The sequence below is a fragment of the Latilactobacillus fuchuensis genome (assembly GCF_900258455.1).
In the GTDB taxonomy this organism is placed as follows: domain Bacteria; phylum Bacillota; class Bacilli; order Lactobacillales; family Lactobacillaceae; genus Latilactobacillus; species Latilactobacillus fuchuensis.
This window is the reverse complement of sequence record NZ_LT984417.1, coordinates 1,341,599-1,362,295: the sequence shown is the minus strand read 5'-3', so window position 1 is coordinate 1,362,295 and position 20,697 is coordinate 1,341,599. Positions and strand designations below refer to the sequence as shown.

21 protein-coding genes are annotated in these 20,697 nt (G+C 42.5%); 14 read left to right on the top strand and 7 right to left on the bottom strand.

Annotation, left to right across the window (positions count from 1 at the left end; all coding sequences use genetic code 11):
* Nucleotides 1-11: 11 nt before the first annotated feature.
* Together LFUMFP_RS06415 and LFUMFP_RS06410 are read left to right on the top strand one after the other, a co-directional pair.
* Nucleotides 12-875: an aldose 1-epimerase family protein gene (locus LFUMFP_RS06415; protein ID WP_025082442.1), complete on the top strand. Its 864-nt coding sequence runs from the start codon at nt 12-14 to the stop codon at nt 873-875.
* A 109-nt stretch (nt 876-984) separates the two neighbouring features.
* Nucleotides 985-3,054, top strand: a complete 2,070-nt coding sequence (locus LFUMFP_RS06410; RefSeq protein WP_106483278.1) for a DNA topoisomerase 3 — start codon at nt 985-987, stop codon at nt 3,052-3,054.
* 43 nt (nt 3,055-3,097) lie between these two features.
* Here the strand turns inward: LFUMFP_RS06410 and LFUMFP_RS06405 are convergent, their stop codons facing one another.
* The gene (locus LFUMFP_RS06405; protein ID WP_025082440.1) at nt 3,098-4,090 is read right to left on the bottom strand and encodes a LacI family DNA-binding transcriptional regulator; all 993 of its coding nucleotides are present in this window, start codon (nt 4,088-4,090) and stop codon (nt 3,098-3,100) included.
* 139 nt (nt 4,091-4,229) lie between these two features.
* Between LFUMFP_RS06405 and LFUMFP_RS06400 the strand changes: the two genes are divergently transcribed.
* From LFUMFP_RS06400 to LFUMFP_RS06370, 7 genes are all read left to right on the top strand, one after another.
* Nucleotides 4,230-5,396 (top strand): galactokinase, encoded by a 1,167-nt coding sequence (locus LFUMFP_RS06400; RefSeq protein ID WP_025082439.1) that lies wholly within the window; start codon nt 4,230-4,232, stop codon nt 5,394-5,396.
* Nucleotides 5,397-5,414: 18 nt separating this feature from the next.
* Nucleotides 5,415-6,407 (top strand): UDP-glucose 4-epimerase GalE, encoded by a 993-nt coding sequence (gene galE, locus LFUMFP_RS06395; protein WP_025082438.1) that lies wholly within the window; start codon nt 5,415-5,417, stop codon nt 6,405-6,407.
* Nucleotides 6,408-6,417: 10 nt separating this feature from the next.
* Nucleotides 6,418-7,905: a UDP-glucose--hexose-1-phosphate uridylyltransferase gene (gene galT, locus LFUMFP_RS06390; RefSeq protein ID WP_025082437.1), complete on the top strand. Its 1,488-nt coding sequence runs from the start codon at nt 6,418-6,420 to the stop codon at nt 7,903-7,905.
* A 12-nt stretch (nt 7,906-7,917) separates the two neighbouring features.
* Nucleotides 7,918-8,958, top strand: coding sequence for an aldose epimerase family protein (locus LFUMFP_RS06385; protein ID WP_025082436.1), 1,041 nt, complete (start codon nt 7,918-7,920; stop codon nt 8,956-8,958).
* 98 nt (nt 8,959-9,056) lie between these two features.
* Nucleotides 9,057-9,257 carry a cold-shock protein gene (locus LFUMFP_RS06380; protein WP_025082435.1) on the top strand — a complete coding sequence of 67 codons (201 nt, stop codon included), beginning with the start codon at nt 9,057-9,059 and terminating at the stop codon, nt 9,255-9,257.
* Between the two features lie 343 nt (nt 9,258-9,600).
* Complete coding sequence (gene tyrS / locus LFUMFP_RS06375; protein ID WP_025082434.1) at nt 9,601-10,860, top strand: tyrosine--tRNA ligase; 1,260 nt, start codon at nt 9,601-9,603, stop codon at nt 10,858-10,860.
* 146 nt (nt 10,861-11,006) lie between these two features.
* Entirely contained in the window at nt 11,007-12,452 is a 1,446-nt protein-coding gene (locus LFUMFP_RS06370; RefSeq protein ID WP_025082433.1) for an MFS transporter, read from the top strand.
* Nucleotides 12,453-12,533: 81 nt separating this feature from the next.
* Here the strand turns inward: LFUMFP_RS06370 and LFUMFP_RS06365 are convergent, their stop codons facing one another.
* Nucleotides 12,534-13,739: a toxic anion resistance protein gene (locus tag LFUMFP_RS06365; RefSeq protein WP_025082432.1), complete on the bottom strand. Its 1,206-nt coding sequence runs from the start codon at nt 13,737-13,739 to the stop codon at nt 12,534-12,536.
* Nucleotides 13,723-14,409 carry a 5-bromo-4-chloroindolyl phosphate hydrolysis family protein gene (locus LFUMFP_RS06360; RefSeq protein ID WP_106483277.1) on the bottom strand — a complete coding sequence of 229 codons (687 nt, stop codon included), beginning with the start codon at nt 14,407-14,409 and terminating at the stop codon, nt 13,723-13,725. Before LFUMFP_RS06360 ends, LFUMFP_RS06365 begins: the two co-directional genes overlap by 17 nt.
* A gap of 184 nt (nt 14,410-14,593) precedes the next feature.
* Between LFUMFP_RS06360 and LFUMFP_RS06355 the strand changes: the two genes are divergently transcribed.
* From LFUMFP_RS06355 to LFUMFP_RS06335, 5 genes are all read left to right on the top strand, one after another.
* Entirely contained in the window at nt 14,594-15,136 is a 543-nt protein-coding gene (locus LFUMFP_RS06355) for an NUDIX hydrolase (protein WP_025082430.1), read from the top strand.
* Between the two features lie 12 nt (nt 15,137-15,148).
* On the top strand, nt 15,149-15,436 hold the full coding sequence (locus LFUMFP_RS06350; RefSeq protein ID WP_025082429.1) for a hypothetical protein: 288 nt from the start codon (nt 15,149-15,151) through the stop codon (nt 15,434-15,436).
* Nucleotides 15,437-15,469: 33 nt separating this feature from the next.
* Entirely contained in the window at nt 15,470-16,159 is a 690-nt protein-coding gene (locus LFUMFP_RS06345; protein ID WP_025082428.1) for a 5'-methylthioadenosine/adenosylhomocysteine nucleosidase, read from the top strand.
* A 16-nt stretch (nt 16,160-16,175) separates the two neighbouring features.
* Nucleotides 16,176-16,442 (top strand): zinc ribbon domain-containing protein, encoded by a 267-nt coding sequence (locus LFUMFP_RS06340; protein WP_025082427.1) that lies wholly within the window; start codon nt 16,176-16,178, stop codon nt 16,440-16,442.
* A gap of 118 nt (nt 16,443-16,560) precedes the next feature.
* Nucleotides 16,561-17,028, top strand: a complete 468-nt coding sequence (locus tag LFUMFP_RS06335; protein ID WP_025082426.1) for an ASCH domain-containing protein — start codon at nt 16,561-16,563, stop codon at nt 17,026-17,028.
* Between the two features lie 164 nt (nt 17,029-17,192).
* Here the strand turns inward: LFUMFP_RS06335 and LFUMFP_RS06330 are convergent, their stop codons facing one another.
* From LFUMFP_RS06330 to LFUMFP_RS06315, 4 genes are all read right to left on the bottom strand, one after another.
* Nucleotides 17,193-17,918: an energy-coupling factor ABC transporter ATP-binding protein gene (locus LFUMFP_RS06330; protein ID WP_025082425.1), complete on the bottom strand. Its 726-nt coding sequence runs from the start codon at nt 17,916-17,918 to the stop codon at nt 17,193-17,195.
* Nucleotides 17,918-18,727, bottom strand: a complete 810-nt coding sequence (locus LFUMFP_RS06325) for an energy-coupling factor transporter transmembrane component T (RefSeq protein WP_025082424.1) — start codon at nt 18,725-18,727, stop codon at nt 17,918-17,920. Before LFUMFP_RS06325 ends, LFUMFP_RS06330 begins: the two co-directional genes overlap by 1 nt.
* Entirely contained in the window at nt 18,708-19,715 is a 1,008-nt protein-coding gene (gene cbiM / locus LFUMFP_RS06320; RefSeq protein ID WP_106483276.1) for a cobalt transporter CbiM, read from the bottom strand. The genes LFUMFP_RS06325 and cbiM overlap by 20 nt, the downstream gene beginning before the upstream one ends.
* Nucleotides 19,716-19,810: 95 nt before the next feature.
* Nucleotides 19,811-20,476 carry a Crp/Fnr family transcriptional regulator gene (locus tag LFUMFP_RS06315; RefSeq protein ID WP_056950754.1) on the bottom strand — a complete coding sequence of 222 codons (666 nt, stop codon included), beginning with the start codon at nt 20,474-20,476 and terminating at the stop codon, nt 19,811-19,813.
* Between the last annotated feature and the right edge of the window lie 221 nt (nt 20,477-20,697).

The following is a 20,697-nucleotide window of genomic DNA, read 5'->3' as shown; positions in this document are numbered from 1 at the left end:
GGATAAGTAATATGTTAAAAATTGAATCTGATCATTTTTTGGTCACCATCAATCCTAAAGGCGCTGAGTTAACGCAAATTACGGATAAGAAGAAAGAACTCGATTATTTGTGGCAAGGAACGGCTTGGAAAAGACACGCGCCCATTTTATTTCCATCAATTGGGCGCTCAAACGATGATCATTATTTGATTGATCAAAAAGAATGGCCAATGCCCCAACACGGTTTTGCACGCGATTACGATTGGACGGTTGTTGAACAAACCGCGACTGAAATCACGCTAAGTTTTGTTGGTAATCATGAGACGGCGACCCTTTTCCCCTTTAAATATACGTTGCAGGTCACTTATGCGTTAACGGCGACCGGTTTAAATTGTCACTATGAAGTGATTAATAATGATCAACAAGCGATTAGTTTTGCGTTGGGCAGTCATCCTGGCTTTAACGTGCCATTAGTGCCAGATACTAAATTTGACGATTATTATTTAGATTTTGGGGAAGCGGCTGAATTAGCGACGTATTTAATTGATCCAGCACCATTCAGATCCGGCCAACGGGGGCGTCTAGCACTTGAAGCGGGCCAACTCGCGTTGAATCATCGGTTGTTTGATAATGGTTTGATTTTATTTGATCGCCCTAGTACAACTGTGACGCTTAGAAATCGGAAGACGACCGATAGTATCAGTTTAAAAACAGCTGATTTTCCTTACATGGCCTTATGGACGTTGGAAAATCAGACTGAGGATTTCTTATGTATTGAACCGTTTGCCGGTTTGCCAGATCAATATGGGCAACAACAAGCGATTAATACCAAATTAGGCAATCAGACGGTTGAAGTCGGTCAGCGCCAGCAGTTCGACTATCAAATGATTTTTTAATGATAATACTAAAGCGTACCGCTATCTGGTGAATCAGATGGCGGTACTTTTTTAGTGGAAATAGGCTATACTAGTAAAGAATAAATCAATAACGATGAGGATTTTATGCATGACTAAAAAATTAGTAATTACCGAAAAACCGAGTGTGGCCAAAGACCTAGCCAAAGTGTTGGGGACTACACAAAAAACTAAAACATATTATGAAGGCAATCAATACGTGATCACGTGGGCGTATGGTCACTTATTATCCCTTAAATTACCGGAAGACATCAAAAAAGAATGGCAACAATGGCAGTTAGAAACTTTGCCGATTATTCCCAAACAAATTGGGCTAAAACCACTCCCTAAAACGACGGGCCAATTAAAGGCAATCAGTCATTTGGCTAATCGCAAAGATATTAGTGGCGCAATCATCGCGACGGATGCGGGACGCGAGGGGGAAGCTGTTGCCCGCTATATTTTGGAATGGATCAAGTTTGATAAACCGGTCGAACGGCTTTGGATTTCATCGCAAACTAATAAGGCGATTCAGGATGGTTTTGCCCATTTGAAACCAGCTAAACAATTTGATAACCTCTACGCTTCAGCGCTAGCACGGGGGAAAGCCGATTGGTTAATCGGTTTGAACGTGACGCGCGCGTTGACCACTAAATATGAAGATAGCTTATCGGCGGGCCGGGTTCAAACACCGACGCTGGCTTTTGTGCGCGAAACTGAGGACCAAATTAACCGGTTTAAACCGCAAACCTACTATACAATTCAGTTGAACTATCAAGGTCAGAACGCGACATTGCAATTGGCTAATCCCCAACAATTAACGAGTCGGGAACAGGCTGATCAATTAGTTACAGAATTAATGCAACAACCAGGCCAAGTGATGGCCGTTCAAACTAAAAAACAATCACAAAGTGCACCGTTACCCTATGATTTAACTGAATTACAACAAGTGGCTAATGCCAAATATGGTTTGTCCGCTAAAAAGACGTTGTCATTGGTTCAATCTCTGTATGAAATGCACAAAGCCGTCAGTTATCCGCGGACTGATTCCAAATACCTCTCAACGGACATCAAGGCGACTTTGAAGGACCGTTTATCGGCACTCGTTAAATTTGACCCACGTGCGAAACACTATTTAGGCCAAGGGGCTAAAGTGTTACAACCAGCGGTTTTTAATGATCAAAAAGTCACCGATCATTACGCGTTGATTCCAACTGAAGAACCAGCCCGGGTCGCTAAACTATCAAACGATGAATTAAAAGTTTATCGGTTAATCGTCGAACGATTCTTAGGCTTATTCGCAGCACCCCACGTTACCGCGGTCACCAAAGCGACGGTTCAATTTGGCAAGCACACATTTAACTTCAAACAAACTCAAATCATCGAAGCCGGTTGGAAGGCCACTGAAGAAACGCCAACTAAACCTTTTGATTGGTCAAAAGGTGCGACGATTCCTGGTCAATTTAAGATTAAGGAACAGCTGACGAGTGCGCCTAAGCCACTGACCGAAGGAACTTTACTCGGTAAAATGGAGAAATATAGTTTAGGGACACCAGCAACGCGGGCAGAAATTATCGAAAAATTGGTGAAGACTGAATTGGTGACCCGTAATGGCAATCACTTAGCGACGACCCCTAAAGGCCAACAGTTATTAAAATTGGTCAATAAAAGCCTGGTATCGCCTGAATTAACGGGTCAGTGGGAACAATCACTCGAAGCGATTGCCCACGGTCAGAAGAAACCTGAGGCCTTTATTCAAGAGATTGAAACGGCGACGAAACAACTAGTTACGGAAATTAAGACGAGTCAAACTGAATATCACGATTTTGCGTTGACCAATAAAAAATGTCCGGAATGTGATCATCCACTAAAGGAACGCAATACCCGCGATGGCAAGATTTATGTTTGTACCAATTGTCATTATCGACGCCGCAAAGATCCGAAGATTTCCAATCATCGTTGTCCACAATGTCATAAGAAAATGGCGATTGTTGAAGGCAAAAATGGTGCCTTCTTCCGCTGCTTAACGTGTGGGACGACAGAAAAAATGATGGATAAGAAAGATCGTAAAAAGAAAATTTCAAAACACGAAGAACAACGTTTATTGAAACAGGTTAATCAAGAAGATGAGCCTGCTGAAAGTCCGTTAGCAGCCGCATTGCGGAAAGCGATGGAGAAGTAAAAAATAGCACGCCACCAGAAATATATCTGGCGGCGTGCTATTTTTATTTCGAACTATTGCGCAAGGTTAACGTTGTGCCAATCGTAATCACTTGGGGAATGACTTGGTCGGCGTTGAGTTGTTTGATTAACAATTCAGCGGCGGCTTGGCCCATTTGATCGGTGTAGACTTTTACCGAGCTTAAAGTCGGGAAGGTGTATTGGCAAATTGACGTATCGTTAAAGCTAATCAAACTGAGTTGTTCTGGAACTTGAATCCCAGATTCATGTAAAGCGCGGAGGGTCCCGACAGCCATCGCATCGTTAGCGATAAATAGGGCTTCAGGTAAACTAGCCGCATGTTCCTTTAAAAGCTGCATCGTTAATTGATAACCAGATTCCGGTGTGAAATCGCCCGTTAGAATCCATTCGGGATGATACAGGTTTTTAGTGGTTAAATAAGTTTCAAAATGGGTTAGTCGTGGATCGACACCGAGTTGAACTTGATCGGCGGTACTTTCTTGACCGGTCAGCATGCCAATTTTAGTGATTTTTTGAGCGATGAAATGGTCAAGCACACTTTTTATCGGTGATTTAAAATCGGTCATGATACAGCTGATTTCATAATCCAAGGTATTCATATCAACAAAAACCAAATTAGGGTTTAATTTCTTTAAACGTTGGATTTGAGCTGGGCTGTATTTACCAATCACAATCACGCCGAGCGCGTCAGAAAGGGTGTTGAAGGGGTCGTTTTGGAAGAAACGGGTGACTTCATAACCCAATTCCTGTAATTTAGTTTCGACGCCTAAGCGAATCGACAAATAATAGAGATCTTCCAACTCTTCTTTGGCGGTATACCATTCAACGATGGCAATCCGACCGTGTTGCGGATTATTTTTTTTAGGACTCTTCGTGTAATTTAATTGTTCCGCCGCTTCAAAAATACGTTGGCGCGTTTCGTCGCCAACTGATAAAGTTTGATCATAATTTAAGACGCGAGAAACAGTTGCGTTCGAAACGTTGGCTAATTGGGCGATATCTTTAATGGTTGCCACAGGCGCACCTCTCAATTCGTTGTTTACCTATCTAGTTTAGCATATTAAAACCAATTAAAACGTTCTTTTTAAAAAAATAGTTTGATTTTTTAGTAAATGTTTAGTAAAATGAAAGCGATTAATAAAGGAGGAAATTACGATGAACATGACAGACTTGAAAAACGCATTTAAAGAAACTTATAAAACTGACGCTGAGGCCAGCTATTTTGCACCCGGCCGAATTAATTTGATTGGTGAACATACTGATTACAACGGTGGCCACGTTTTTCCAACGGCGATTACCTTAGGGACTTACGCAACGGTTGCGAAACGCGACGATCAAACTTTTAACTTAATTTCCGGTAACTTTGAAGAAGCCGGTGTGATTTCATTTGATTTAAGTGATCTTTCTTATCAAAAAGCGCATAACTGGGCGAATTATCCAAAAGGGATGATTGTTTATCTTCAAGAACAAGGCTATACAATCAATCACGGCTTGGATATTTATTTAAAGGGTAACATTCCCAATGGTGCTGGTTTATCATCATCAGCCTCAATCGAATTATTAATGGGTGTGATTCTTGAAGATCAATTTAACTTAGACATTGATCGCGTTGATTTAGTTAAGACTGGTGTGATGGTCGAAAACAAATTTATCGGCGTTAACTCTGGCATTATGGATCAATTCGCAGTTGGGATGGGCAAAGCCAACCACGCAATTTTATTAGATACGAATACGTTAGATTATGATTTGGTCCCAATTGATTTACAAGACAACGTGATTGTCATCATGAATACCAACAAACGCCGTGAGTTAGCGGATTCCAAATATAACGAACGTCGTAGTGAATGTGAAGCTGCACTTGCGATTTTACAAACTAAAAATGATATTCAATCATTAGGCGAACTCGATAATGAATCATTCGATTTACAAGCTTATCTGTTACAAAACGAAACGTTATTGAAACGGGCGCGGCATGCTGTTTCTGAAAATCAACGGACGATGAAGGCCCGTGAAGCCTTGAAAGATAACGACCTTGAACGTTTTGGTAAATTAGTCAACGCTTCACACGTGTCATTGCAATTTGATTATGAAGTAACCGGTATTGAATTGGATACCTTAGTTCAAACCGCATGGGAACAACCTGGTGTCTTGGGTGCCCGGATGACTGGTGCTGGTTTTGGTGGTTGTGCAATTGCGATTGTAGCTAAAGATCAAGTTGAAAATTTTGAAGCCAACGTTGCGAAAGTTTACACCGCTAAAATTGGTTACGCACCAAGCTTCTACATCGCAGAAATTGCGGATGGCGCAAAGAAATTAGATTAATTTAAGGGGGAATCTTTAATGTCAATTTTAGTTTTAGGTGGGGCCGGTTATATCGGTTCACACACCGTCGATCAATTAATCAACCAAGGTTTCGATGTCGCCGTTGTCGATAGCTTAATCACTGGCCACCGTGCTGCGGTTAATACCCAAGCCCGTTTCTACGAAGGCGATATTCGCGATAAAGATTTTATGCGGACCGTCTTCGACCAAGAAGACGTTGAAGGTGTGATTCATTTCGCGGCTTTCTCAATCGTCCCAGAATCCATGAAATCACCGCTTAAATATTTCGACAACAACACTTATGGCATGACCGCTCTGCTTGAAGTCATGACCGAATTCGATGTCAAGAAGATTGTCTTCTCATCGACTGCGGCGACTTATGGCGAACCGAAAACCATTCCAATCAAAGAAACTGATCCACAAATCCCCACCAATCCTTACGGCGAAAGTAAGTTGATGATGGAAACGATGATGCGTTGGGCCGACAAAGCTTACGGTATCAAGTTCGTCGCATTGCGTTACTTCAACGTCGCTGGCGCTAAAGCGGACGGTTCAATTGGTGAAGATCACCATCCTGAAACCCATTTATTACCCATCGTCTTACAAGTCGCTGCCGGCGACCGTGACGAACTCTCAATTTTCGGCGACGATTACGATACACCAGATGGTACCAACGTCCGCGATTACGTCCACGTGTTGGACCTCGCTGACGCGCACATCTTGGCCTTCAAGTATTTGGCAGCCGGTAACGGCAGTAACGCCTTCAACTTAGGGTCATCAACTGGTTTTTCAAACATGGAAATCGTTAAAGCAGCTCGTAAAGTGACTGGCAAAGCGATTCCAACACAGATTGCACCTCGCCGAGCTGGCGATCCCAGCACCTTGATTGCCGCTAGCGACAAAGCCCGTGGCACATTAGGTTGGCAACCCCAATATGACAATATCGAAGCGATTATCGAAACTGCTTGGAACTGGCATTTAAGCCATCCAAACGGGTATCAAGACAAATAGAGGGCAAATTATGCAAGCAAGAGAATTGATTCAAACGTTTATTGAAAGAGTACTCGCTTTTCCAGCGACTGATTACACAAAAGACGATCAACAATATTTATTTAACGTGGTACTAGACCTGGTCGGTGAAGCGGATGCCGCAGCAATTACACCAGCGAGTCAGCAGTTAATTGATTTAAAAGAAGCGTTACTTCAATTAGCAATCGCCAATCACCAAATTAACGATTTAGCGGCTGAACAAGACATTTTAGGTGCTAAGTTGATGGATTTGGTGACACCACTCCCGAGTGCGGTTAACCGCAATTTCTGGACGTTATATGCGACTGATCCGCAAAAGGCGTTGGCTTATTTCTATGAATTAAGTCAAGCTAATGATTACATTAAAGTTGCGGCAATCGCTAAGAATATCGCGTACGATGTTGATACACCGTACGGTTCCTTGGAAATTACGATTAATCTGTCTAAACCGGAAAAAGATCCCAAACAAATTGCGTTGGCTAAAACGATGAAACAAACCGGTTATCCCAAATGCCAACTCTGTTTGGAAAACGAAGGGTATGCGGGCCGCTTAGATTTTCCAGCCCGGCGTAATCACCGGATTGTCCGGTTTGAAATTGACCACCAAACATGGGGTTTCCAGTATTCACCTTATGCTTATTTCAACGAACACGCGATTTTCTTGGACGGCAAACACGAACCAATGGTGATTAGTGCCAAGACGTTCAGCGATTTATTAGGAATCGTCAAACAATTCCCCGGCTATTTTGCGGGGAGTAACGCTGATCTACCCATTGTTGGGGGCTCGATTTTGACCCATGAACACTATCAAGGTGGTCGCCATGATTTTCCAATGGCCAAAGCCGTGATTGATACGCCGGTTCAATTTAAAGGTTACGCAGATATCAAAGCCGGCATTGTTAATTGGCCGATGTCAGTTATCCGTTTAACCGGTGATGATGGGACTCAAATGGCCGCCTTAGCAACAACGATTTTAGACCGGTGGCAACACTATAGTGATCCTGAGGTCCAAGTTTTAGCTCAGGACGCTGATGGCACACCGCACCATACGATTACGCCAATTGCGCGGATGCGCGGGACGCAATTCGAATTAGATTTGGTTTTACGTGACAATCAAACGTCAGCCGAATTTCCAGACGGTCTCTACCATCCGCACGCTGATGTGCAGCACATAAAAAAAGAAAACATCGGTTTAATTGAAGTCATGGGCTTGGCTATTTTGCCACCCCGGCTTAAAACTGAAATGGCCGAAGTTGAAAAGTATTTGTGCGACCAACCCAACGAGATGGCGGCCTATCATCAAACGTGGGCTGACCATATTAAACGGGCACAAACAGTGACGCGTGCAAATGTCACCGAAGTTGTTCAAACGGCAATCGGTAAAGTCTTTAAACGCGTGTTAGAAGATGCTGGTGTCTATAAACGGAATCCACAAGGTCAAGCGGCTTTCCAACGGTTTATTCAAAATATTAATCAATAGGAGGCAACAATCATGAAATATTGGCGTCAGGAATTTGGCACGATTGATGGTCAAACGATTTGGCAGCACTGGCTAGAAAATAGTCAGGGTTACCAAATGGCGGTCATTGATTACGGGGCCACGATTACTAATTTAGTGTTACCCGATCAAGCTGGTCAGTTCAAAAATGTGGTGATTGGTTATGATAATTTAGCGGATTATATCAAACAGGATGCTTATTTTGGTGCAACGGTTGGCCGCGTGGCAGGGCGGATTGCGCAAGGGACTTTTAAGCTGGATGATCAGACTTATCACGCGCCAATTAACAATGGCGTCAATACCAATCATGGTGGTCCGAATAGTTTCGAATCACAAATCTGGCAAGCGACCGTCACTGAAAAATCCGACGCGATTAGTGTCAGCTTTGCGTTGACTAGTCCGGATGGGGCTAACGGTTTTCCTGGTAACTTGCAAGTGACGACGACCTATACGTTGACTGAAACCAACGATTGGCTCGTTGATTATGCGGCCACGACGGATAAAAAGACGTTGTTTAACCCAACTTGTCACGTTTATTTAAATTTAACTGGTGATTTTGACCAAACCGTCGACAATCACCAGTTATTGATCAACAGCGATTATTATGGTGAAATTCAACCTGATGGTCTCCCAACTGGCCGACTAGCGTTGGTTGAAAATACGGCTTTTGATTTAAACCATGCGCGGCCATTAGCCGATGCGTTTAATAGCCAAGCTGAGCAAAATCAATTGGTCAACGGTTATGACCATCCATTCTTATTAACTAAAAAGAATGCCAATGTGGATGCCCAATTGACCGAACCCACCAGCGGTCGTTCAATTACGATTACCACTGAAGGGAACGCGATTGTGATCTATACGGCCAACGGATTCGGCAGTGAACCGAACTTAACCAATCAACCGATTAAACCACACGAAGCCGTTGCGATTGAAGCCCAGATGATGCCTGATGCGATTCATCATCCGGACTTTGGCAACATCGTTTTAGACGTCGATCAAGCTTATCATCGTCAAACGAAATATCACTTAAATTAAAATTAGTTTTCAGATTGCATGCGGTTTCAAAATCGCGTATAATAGTGTTTGTCTAGAAGATGACTAGATAATATAGTGAATTTTAAAGGAGCAACATCATGGAAAAAGGTACAGTAAAATGGTTTAACAATGAAAAAGGTTTCGGCTTTATCTCGGTCGAAGGTCAAGAAGATATCTTTGTACATTTCAGTGCAATTCAAGACGAAGGCTTTAAATCATTAGAAGAAGGCCAAGCTGTTGAATTTGATATCGTTGAAGGCAACCGTGGACCACAAGCGGCTAACGTTTCAAAACTATAATTGATAATTAGGGGCTACTTGGAATCTTTTCTGAGTAGCTTTTTTAGTTGACAATTAAGGTCATATCGGATAACGTGTAAGTATCATCTAAATACTAACGATTGCACTGACAGTAGAGATTGGGCAAATTATTAACAGAAACCTAGATTGCTGAGAACTAGGAATGATGCCGATGTCGAATTACACAGCGCGCAAAAAATCGACGTGTGATTGACGTGCCAATCAATGAGTGATGTTGTTTCGGCAACATAATTCGGGTGGTACCGCGACTTAAACTAATAATTCGTCCCAATTAACTTTCAATTGAAGGTTAGTTGGGACTTTTTTTATAGGAGGAAAAAACATGCAAAAAAATATTATTGATGAATTAACTTGGCGGGATGCTGTCAATCAACAAACGGATGCCGAAGGGTTACGGGAATTAGTTGAGCATAAAAGTATTTCGTTATACTGTGGGGTCGATCCAACCGGTGATAGTATGCATATCGGGCATTTGATTCCGTTTATGATGATGAAACGATTCCAATTGGCTGGGCATCATCCCTACATCGTGATTGGTGGCGGGACGGGTTCCATTGGTGATCCCAGTGGTCGTAAATCAGAACGTCAGTTACAAACAATGGCGATGGTTGAACATAATGTTGAAGCCCTTTCTGGTCAAATGCGTCAATTGTTTGGCGCCGATGCTAATGTGTCAATGGTCAACAACTACGACTGGTTATCTAAGATTTCATTGTTAGATTTCTTACGTGATTACGGTAAGCTCTTTAATATCAATACGATGCTCGCTAAGGATGTTGTCGCAAGTCGTTTAGACGTCGGCATCTCGTTTACTGAATTCACCTACCAAATCTTACAATCAGTCGATTTCATGCACCTGCACGATGCGCATGACGTTCAATTACAAATTGGTGGCGCCGATCAATGGGGCAATATCACGTCTGGGATTGATATGATTCATAAGATTGAGGGTAGTGAAACTGAAGTTTACGGTTTAACGATTCCGTTGATGTTAAAAGCGGATGGGACTAAGTTTGGTAAAACCGCTGGTGGCGCTATCTGGTTAGATCCTGAAAAGACATCACCATACGAATTCTACCAATTCTGGTTAAACCAAGATGACCGCGATGTTGTTAGATATTTGAAATTCTTTACGTTCTTAGAAGAATCTGAAATTGATGAATTAGCACAAAAAATGGCGACAGCCCCTGAAAAACGGGAAGCACAACGTCGTTTGGCTGAAGAAGTCACACGCTTTGTGCATGGCCAACATGAATTAGAAGGGGCCCAACGGATTACCGAAGTCTTGTTCTCAGGCGATATCAAAGTCTTAGACGTCAACGAAGCGGAACAAGCTTTCCAAAAAGCGCCAACCGTTGAAATTACGAACGAGGTCAAAAACATCGTTGATTTCTTAGTCGATGCCAAAATTGAATCGTCAAAACGCCAAGCGCGTGAAGATGTTCAAAATGGTGCGATTACCGTTAATGGTGATCGGATTCGGGAAACGACGGCTGAAATTAATCCGGCCGCTAATTTCGATGGTAAGTTTGTGATTGTCCGTCGTGGCAAGAAGAAGTATTTCTTAGCACGCGTTAAATAGCACAAAAATAGCTCATCCAAATCAAGGTTTTGATTTGGATGAGCTATTTTAAATGATTTAGTCAGCGGATTAACTATATTTTATTTTCTGAAAATAGCGTATAATAATCAAGATTGAATTTTATTAAAATGAAAGAAAGTGACTAAATGGCATTAAGTTACGCAGATAATCCGAAAGTTCAAAAGAATCGCTGGTGGATTCTGACCGCCGTGGGCTTGTTTACATTCATGGCAACTTTAGATGGTAGTATCGTTAATATCGCGCTACCAGTGATGAGTAAAGATTTAAAAATCCCGATGAACCAATCTGAATGGATCGTCTCGATCTATTTAATTGTCATCTGTTCGTTATTACTATTATTTGGTAAGGTTGGCGATGCCTTTGGTAAAGTCAAAGTCTTTAAGATTGGGACCGTCTTGTTTGTTTTTGGTTCATTATTATGTGGTTTCAATAGTGGTTTAACTGTTCTATTGATTGCGCGGGCGATTCAAGCGCTAGGCGCATCAATGACGATGAGTAATAATAACGGGATTATCACCGAAGTTTTCCCGATTAAAGAACGGGGGCGGGCGTTAGGCTTAACCGGATCGTTTGTCGCGTTAGGCAGTATCGCTGGCCCCGGAATTGGCGGCTTAATCCTATCCCACTTTAGTTGGGGGTATATTTTCTGGATTAACGTACCGATTGGGATTTTAACGATTATCTTTGGTCAATTTGTCTTACCCAAAGATATTATTAAAACCCATGAGAAAATCGATTATTTTGGATTCGCTGGTTTTGCATTATTAATTGTCAGCTTGTTCTTAGGCGTTTTCATTGGCCAACAAGTTGGGTTCACGCAACCAGGCGTCTTAGCGTTATTCGCACTTGCGATTATCAGTGCGGCCGCCTTTGTCTGGATTGAAAACCATGTTGAAAAGCCATTGTTATCATTCCGTTTATTTAAGAATATTGATTTCAGTTTAAGTTTATTATGTGCGTTTCTAATCTTCATCGTGACGTTCTTCTTCAACGTGATTGCACCATTCTATCTTGAAAATGCACGTGGGTTCGAACCGAGTACCGCGGGCTATATCTTGATGATTTTCCCAATTGTCCAAGTGATCGCCGCACCGATTGCCGGCACGATTTCGGATAAAATTGGTCCAGAACTATTAACTTTTGTTGGATTAGTTTTGATTTGTATCAGTCAAATCGGTTATATGACGATGAATTTACAGACACCAGTCTGGTTGTTCATGTTCTTCGTTGGGCTCGTTGGTTTAGGCAATGGGATTTTCCAAGCCCCTAATAATACGATTGTCATGAGTTCTGTTGATGTCAAAGATTTAGGAATTGCCGGCGGGATCAACGCCTTAGCGCGAAATCTGGGTATGATTTTCGGGATTTCATGTGCGACGACCGTTTTATTCTCAGCAATGAGTCGTGAATATGGTCATAAAGTGACGACTTATTTACCAGGACATGCGGACGTCTTCATCGCTGGGATGCACGATGCCTTTATGGTTGCCTTAGTGATTTGCTTAGTGGCGACTGCATTAACGGGTTGGCGTCTCTTGAAACACCGTCAACAAGCTAAAGCGGCGCGTTAGAATAGCGTTATTAGCTAAATCAAAAATGGCCTCATCCAAAGTCGGATGAGGCCATTTTTAGTTGACGCAGCTTATTGCACCTTAATTAACGTTCTTAGGACCGTTATTGTGAGTCATTTGATCCGTTTGACCTTGTGTATAGGCCAGTAGGTGATCGCGTAAATCATTTTCCATGTGGTTTAATTCTTTTTCAGCGACCTGGCGTTTTTCATGACCTTCTTGTTGGATTTTCAAGGTTTCTTGAAGGGTTTCAACCAAATCATTTTGCGTCTTCTGAAGGGTTTCAATGTCGACGACGCCACGTTCATTTTCCTTGGCGGTTTCAATTGAAGAAATCTTCAACATGGCACTGTTTTTCTTCAAAAGATCATTGGTGGTTTCGGAAACTTGGCGTTGCGCAGTGACCGCGTCTTTTTGACGCAAAAGGGTTAAGGCAATCGCCACCTGGTTTTTCCAAAGTGGAATGGCTGTATTGATTGACGCTTGAATTTTTTCAGCCAAGGCTTGATTGGTATTTTGAATTAAACGAATTTGGGGTGCTTGTTGTAACGTGATTTGGCGGGCTAATTCTAAATCATAAGTCCGTTTTTCTAACCGATTCTTGAATTGATTTAAATCATTGACTTCTTGGACGATCATTTGATTGTTATCATTTTCAGCCTTGGCCATCGCAGCCGGAATTTCAGTTGTTTCAAGGGCTTCAATCTTTAATTGGGCCGCGGCGATGTAGATGTTTAAGGCGTCAAAATAGGCTTTATTTTTATCGTACAAGGTTTCTAAAGTCGTATTATCACGCATCAAGGCATTTTTTTCTTTATCGAGTTTAACGGCAATCCCATCAATTTGGGCGCCAATTTTTTGGTACTTCGCGGTAATTTCATAAACTGATTTCTTAATCTTACCAAACATCCGTTTAAAGACGTTGTGGTCCTCAGCGCGTAATTCATCGGGATCGGCTTCGTTTAAGCGATACATCAATGACGTCAGTGCGTCACCAATTTCACCGGTTTCTTGGCTTTGAACTTGATTGAGCATTGTTTGTGAGAATTCGCCTAATTTTTTCTGGGCGTGAGCGCCATAGTTTAAAACGGCTTGTTGATCGGTGCTATCGAGTTGTTCCGCCATTTGTTGGGCTTGTTGTTGTTGTTCAGGTGATAGCTTGGCTAGGAGTTCTTCACCATTGGCTTTTGGTTGATTGGCTTGCGTTGTGGTGGGAGTGCTTTGATCAAATGGATCGTTTAGTAAATCGGCCATTAAATCCGTTTGTTGGTTAGTCGTTTCGGTCATCGTTTTGCTCCTTAGTTAATTGTTGATTAGCGACGGATACTTCTGTGTCGAGATCTTCTAGATCATCGGCCACAAATTCAGTATAGTCGGTTTGAATTTGTTGACTTAAAGCGGCAATTGCTTCAGCGGATTTATCGAGAACGGCATAGGTATCGGCCGTCTTAACGTCGTGTTGGCTAATTTCAATAAATTTACGACTCAGTTCGGTTAATGAGGGCAGATGCCGGTATAAAAAGTCGCTGGCGTTGTGCAATTTTTGCGGTTCTTTGACGATGGCTTTAAAAAGCGCTTGGGTCGTTTTAACCGTGTCGTGGTTTAAGTCGATGGCGCGTAATTTAGGGAGTGCTTGTAGATTAGTAGCGACTTCTTTGACTTGACCTTCAGCCAGTTGCATCGTTTCACGGAAAAAATTAATCTCTTCATTGCTCATGCCAGCCGCTTGGTAGTGGGCTAACATGTTATCCGAAATTTTTTGTTGAATCTTAGGTTGGCGATTTCGAAGTAATTGGCGATAACTTAAGAAAATATAGACAAACGCCATCAAAGTACCAAGTACTAGCCACATTGGGTTATTCGGGATATCGAAATAGTTGAATATTCCAAAAAAGAGCCATGTGGTGGCCACGAAGACTAAAAAACTAATAAGCCATATTTTTAATTGTTTAAGCATTTTCTTCAGCTCCTACGTTCATATTGTTGATTTCATTCTAACAGTAATCGGCACAAAAGAGTATCCGCCTAAGGATGGATATTTAAATCCGTCTTAGTTGTTAACTTTACTTTAGAAGGGTGCGACGATTTCTAAAAGCGCGTATAATAAACGAGACATCATTCCAAGTAAGGTGGTTATCCAAATGACGTATACTGAAAAAGTCTTATCTGAAGAATCGATTTTTAAAGGACAAATCATTGATTTGGCGGTCCAACAAGTAGAACTGCCCAATGGTCAAACGGCGCGGCGTGAAATTGTCTATCACAATGGCGCGGTCGGAATCATTCCGATTACCGCTGACGGGCGTTTAATCGTTGTGCGACAATGGCGGGCGCCCATGCAACGGGAGACGTTAGAAATTCCTGCGGGTAAGATTGATTTGGGTGAAACCCAACTTGAATCTGTCGCGTTGCGGGAATTAAATGAAGAAACGGGTATGATGACCACCGCATTAAAGGGCGTCGCTAAGTTTTTTTCATCACCTGGTTTTTCGAACGAATTGATGACGTTGTTTTACGCCGATCAACTAACGCCGGTAGTTCATAAACGGCCACTTGATGCGGATGAATTTTTAAATGTTGAAAAATTAACGTTGGCAGAAGCACAAGCAGCCGTTGCCAGCGGGTTAATCTGCGATGCCAAAACGATTATGGCGCTCTATTATTGGCAACTACAAACGAATTAGGAGTAGATAGCGATGACACAAGAACCTAAGACGCGCGAAGCTTATCGGCAACAAAAAGAAGCTGAGGACCAAGCGTTTAAACAACGTGATCAAGAACGACTCAAAACGGAACGTGACTATTCACGCGAAAAACAAAAAGCCGCTTTTAAAGCCGTCACCGAAGAAGAAGAACCGACCACTCGTCGGGGTAAAAAAGTTGATTTGCCAGCGGTTAAACGTTTAAAAAAACGGTTGAACTGGGCAATCATCATCACAATTTTATTGATTATTATCGTTTACTTGATTCTTTTTTTCCTATAAAATAGTAATGGTTAAGAAATGGAGCGAACAAAAATGAAAATTAGTGTTATTTGTGCAATGGAAGAAGAAATGCGGACATTGCTCGCTAAATTAGAAGACGTCACCAATCATGAGGTTGCCGGCAATACCTTTTATAAAGGGCAGCTGTACGGTCATGAAGTGACATTGGTCGAATCAGGGATTGGTAAAGTCCAAGCCGGGATGACGACCGCCATTTTATTGGCTGAAGAACAACCTGACGTAGTGATTAATACCGGTTCAGCTGGTGGGATTGGTGCGGACCTTAAAGTGGGCGATGTCGTGATTTCGAATCAAGTTGCGTATCATGACGCGGATGCAACGGCGTTTGGTTACCTGTTGGGTCAATTACCCCAACAACCACAAAAATTTGACGCGGACGTTAATTACGTTGAAAAGATTGCGGCGGCAGCAACTGCCGTTGACCTTCCCTCAAAAGTGGGCTTAATCGTGACTGGTGATCAATTTGTGGCGAGTCAAGATAAGATTGCCCAAATTAAAAAAATCTATCCTGAGGCCCTTTCTTGCGAAATGGAAGGCGCAGCAATCGGTCAAGTGGCCACACAATTTAAGACGCCGTTTGTCGTGATTCGTGCGATGAGTGATGTTGGTGATGAAGATGCCGGTGTGACGTTTGACGAATTTATCATTCAAGCGGGCCAAAAGTCGGCCGCCATGCTATTAAATTTCTTAAAAAACATCTAATTTAAGGAGACCAACGATGGAAAAATTTTGCCAAAGTTGTGGGATGCCACTAACAACTGCCAATCAAGGCACTCAAAAGGACGGAACCGCTGCGCAACAATATTGTCATCTGTGTTATCAAGCCGGTGAATGGACTGAACCGACTGCGACTTTTGAACAGATGTTAGCCAAAGGGATTGCCGGCATCCAAGCGGATTCAACCACCGGTCGCTTTAAAAAATGGTTTTTAGTTAAGAGCTATCCAATGATGTTGAAAAAAGTTAGTCGTTGGCAAGCTAAATAAATAATTAAAACGTTAAAATTAGCTGTTGAAAGCTGATTTTAACGTTTTTTGATTGCATAAATAGGAGTGGGTCGCTACACTAGTTAATAAAGTCACTAACTGATGTGGAGGGTTTAAAATGCAAAAAGCGATTCAAGATTATTGGCAACAATTTGTCACGCAACAACAATTATCAACACAACAACCCGTTCAAATATACGCTTTTGGCGATAACCCAGCCATGGCTGACGAATTAGCCCAATTAGTGATTAGCGGCCAAAAGACGGCAACGACTTCCGCAATTGCACTCTATACCAAGGATGAACCGGTGCCGCAGGTCGGTGATTACAACATTATTCTAGATGGTCAGGGTCAACCCGTTGCAATCACCCAAACCAGCCGGTGTGACATCGTTGATTATCAAGATGTGACTGAAGAACACGCCTATTTAGAAGGCGAAGGCAACCGGACGTTAGCGTATTGGCGTTCAGTTCACGAACCATTTTTCAAAGCGGAATACGAAGCGAGTCATCAGCTGTTTTCACCAACGATGCCTTGTTTATGTGAACAATTTATTCTGTTGAAAGCTAAAAAAAACAAGCTGTGACAGAACTCGGTTATCAATTGAGTATCAAGTCTAAAAACCAGCCTATTCTGAATTAAGAATAGGCTGGTTTTTGATTTGAACGGAAATTGATGAGTTCTGGCGCGCGTGAAAGAAGTGCATTCGTTTAACATCAGGATACTAAGACGTACGTCGCAGCTTGTTTTTTATAGTGTTTGGAGTTGAGTCACTTTTGCTGGTGACTTCAAAATGGTCTGTAGCGGTAAATCAAAATCAATTTGGTGGTGTTCATTGAAGACGACGACCCGTTGCGCAATTTGTTTGACTTGTTCGAATTGATGACTGGCGATTAGAATCGTTTTGCCGGCTTGATGGAGGGCTAGTAAAACTTGGCTAATCAAAGTTTGATAGGCCGTCGATAGGCCGTTAAAGGGTTCGTCGAGAACGATCACTTCAGGATTCATCGTCAAGACGCAGGCAATCGCAACCAATTTCTTTTCACCACCGGAAAGTTGGTAGGGGACGCGGTCAGCGAGGTGTTCAATGTGTAACAGTTGCAGGCAGTCGTGCACGCGTTGCTGAACTTCAGTGTTCGATAACCCCATCTGCTGAGGACCGAATGTTAATTCAGCTAAGACCGTTTCGTTGAACAGTTGCACGTCGCTGTTTTGAAAGACGAAACCAATCGATTGGTGTAATTGGGTGTTTAGCGTAGCCGATTTTAAAAAGGCGTGATCAACGCGCTGAGTTTTAAACTCAAAATAACCGCTGGTCGGTTCAATTAACCCGTTGATGAGTTTAAAAAGGGTCGATTTACCAGAACCATTCGGTCCCATGAAAGCGACGAATTCACCGGCATCAATCGTTAAATTGATATCGACTAAACTAGCGGTTTGACCATAAGCGTAATGAATTTGGTTAAGTTTTAACATTAATTGGACCTCCGAATAAAGAATAATAAGCCGAATAGTCCGACATTGCAGATTAGTGATTGCCAATCGCGCCAACTAAACTGCGCTTTTTTGGGTACGACTGGTTGGCCAGTATAGCCGCGTAGCAGCATTGCTTGATAGAGTTCATTGATGTAGCTTTTAGCGCTCAGGTATAATCGTCCAATCAAAGAACCGACTAACTGTTTGGTTTGGCGGCTTGTCCGTAATTGAATCGCCCAGAGGGACTCTTGTAAGAATTGAGCCAAGACGTGACTATATTTTAAAGTAATATCAAACGTCAGGATCAGTAAATTCGGTAAATGCAATTGGCGTAATCCCAATAGTAGTTCGGGTCCCGACGTTGTTTGGAGAAAATAGGCGAGATTGCAGACTAATACGGCTGTCCGGCACATGAAAAAAAGGGTGGTGGCCAGTTGACCGATGACTAGATTCGGCAAAATTAGACAGAGGGCAATTCCACCCATGGTCAGTGCCCGTTTGACTAAGGGCCGCAGTGCTTGGACTGGCAATCGACAAAGTTTGAAGAGGGTTAGAATCGTCAATAGCCATAGAAACAGCCATTGGTGGGTCGAAACAATCAGGATGACGGTTAGCAATAAGTTAATGAGTTGGAGTCCCGGCAATTGTTTTTGGTGCGCAACGACGGTTGACGGTTGTGTTAAACGGCTCAGTAATTGTTGAACGAGTGCTAGATTTTTAATTAAAAAGCGGTTGGGCTGGCCTGCAACGAGCGCCGCCTGGTCAGTAGTTTGTAACCAAGCGGGTAGTTTAGGCGCGGTTTGTGTCATGACTAATCACCAGTTTTCCAAGTAAATAACAAATTAATAATGCGGTCAATGCGGATAGGATATAACCGATTGAAACGGGTAATCCGTGAATGGCATAGTCGCTGAAGAGGGCGTTAAAATGTAAGCCGTGAGCCATGCCAGTCGGCAGTTTTTGCCCGAGATGCGCCCGTTTGAGTTGGGCTAATAATTGAGCAGCGTCCCACTCACCCCAAGCAGTGCCGTGGGCGAGTAACCCAAGCGGACTGAGAATCGCTAGTAATCCTAAACAGCCATAACAATAATGACGCAATTGATGGCTTTTTTGAAGATCAGGCGTGAGTTGTTTGGGCGTGTAAAGTTCCGTGGGCGCAACACGTTGTACAAATTGAAAAACAGCAAAGGTCACGCCGGCTTCCACCCAGCCAGCGATTAATAAATGCCCAAACAGCATCGCTGGAATGGTCATGTGCAGTGGATAGGGGGCGTATAGTGGTTGACCGGCGGCGTTGTGCGCTACTAGCGGTTGTAACCCGAGTTCAATACTGGCGACCAACGCAGCCATATTGATCCCGACGTAAGCGCCTAAGATGACGCCTAATTTTTCGTGATGCCATTTCTGTGCGAGCCGGTAAAGACCGTAACCGACAAACGGCATGATGCAAGCCATATTGATGATATTGGCGCCTAAGGCTAATATTCCGCCGTCACCGAATAGAAAAGCCTGCATGACTAACGCCATCGTGACGGCCAAACAGGCAGCATACGGTCCAACCAGAATTGCTAATAGCGTCGCGCCAACAGCGTGGGCGGTTGTGCCACCTGGAATTGGGACGTTAAACATCATAATCAGAAAAGATAAAGAAGCGGAGATGCCGAGCATCGGGACCGTTTCTTTTTTTTCGGCAATTTGAATTTTAACTTTTTTCAAGGAAAGCGCAATCACGGGGACCGCAGCGGTAAAGAGCACCGCACAGGTTTGTGGACTTAAATAATTATCAGGAATATGCATAAAAATAAAACCTCCGATGAGTTTATCACTACCATTAAGCTTACGCGTCTCATAGGGGTTTTCAAACACGTTTCATGTTTACAAATGGTAACAAATCAGTTGGCGATGTTGTCTAGTAAATAGCTGACATCTTGGATCAAAAACTTATGATCGACCGTTTTTAACACGCCATCTTTTTTAAGTTGATTGAGCATTCGATTGACACTGCTGCGGGAACTGATGCCACAGAAACCGGCGATATCTTCATTAGTGACGATAAAATCAATCAGAATTCCATCCCGTTGTTTCTTACCAAATAATTCAATTAAACTGTATAAAAATGAGCAAAGGCCACCGTGTTTACCGTTCATCATCATTTTTTGTAGCCGATAAATATTTTCGGATAATTTTTTGCGATAATAATTTTTAACGTAGTTTTGGAGTTCAGGTGTCGCGTTAACGTAATTCCAAAACGTCACCCGGTCAATCTGATAGAACTTAGCTTCATCAGATTCAACGCGCACGTTGAATGGTTGGTCGGTATATTTAGAAACTTCATCGCGCAACAATGAAATCACATCTGGTTGGGTAATATAGGATAAATTAAATTCACGACCATCTTGGAGAATAATCGAGTTTTTAATCACTCCGTTTTTCAAGATATAAGTGTAATGCTCTTCAAGACCATGATAGGTCAAGTAGGTGTGCCGTTTTTTGGTAATAATCGGCACGTGGCGTTCTTCTAAAAAACTAATTAAAAACTCAACATCGTTAAGAACCATAAGGATTTGCCTACCTTGGATCGTTATTTTGAATTACTTATAGATGGATAAATACTGTAAACCATTATACGCGATTTATTTTAATATAATGTTACCATTTGTTGCAAACATTTCAGACGATGATTTGTTGTTCTTAAAGTGGCTCGCACTGTTTTCAGAAACTCGGTATAACTATAACCGTAGCTTTTTTAAGCCAGCAACTCGGAATAGAGAAAGGGAGT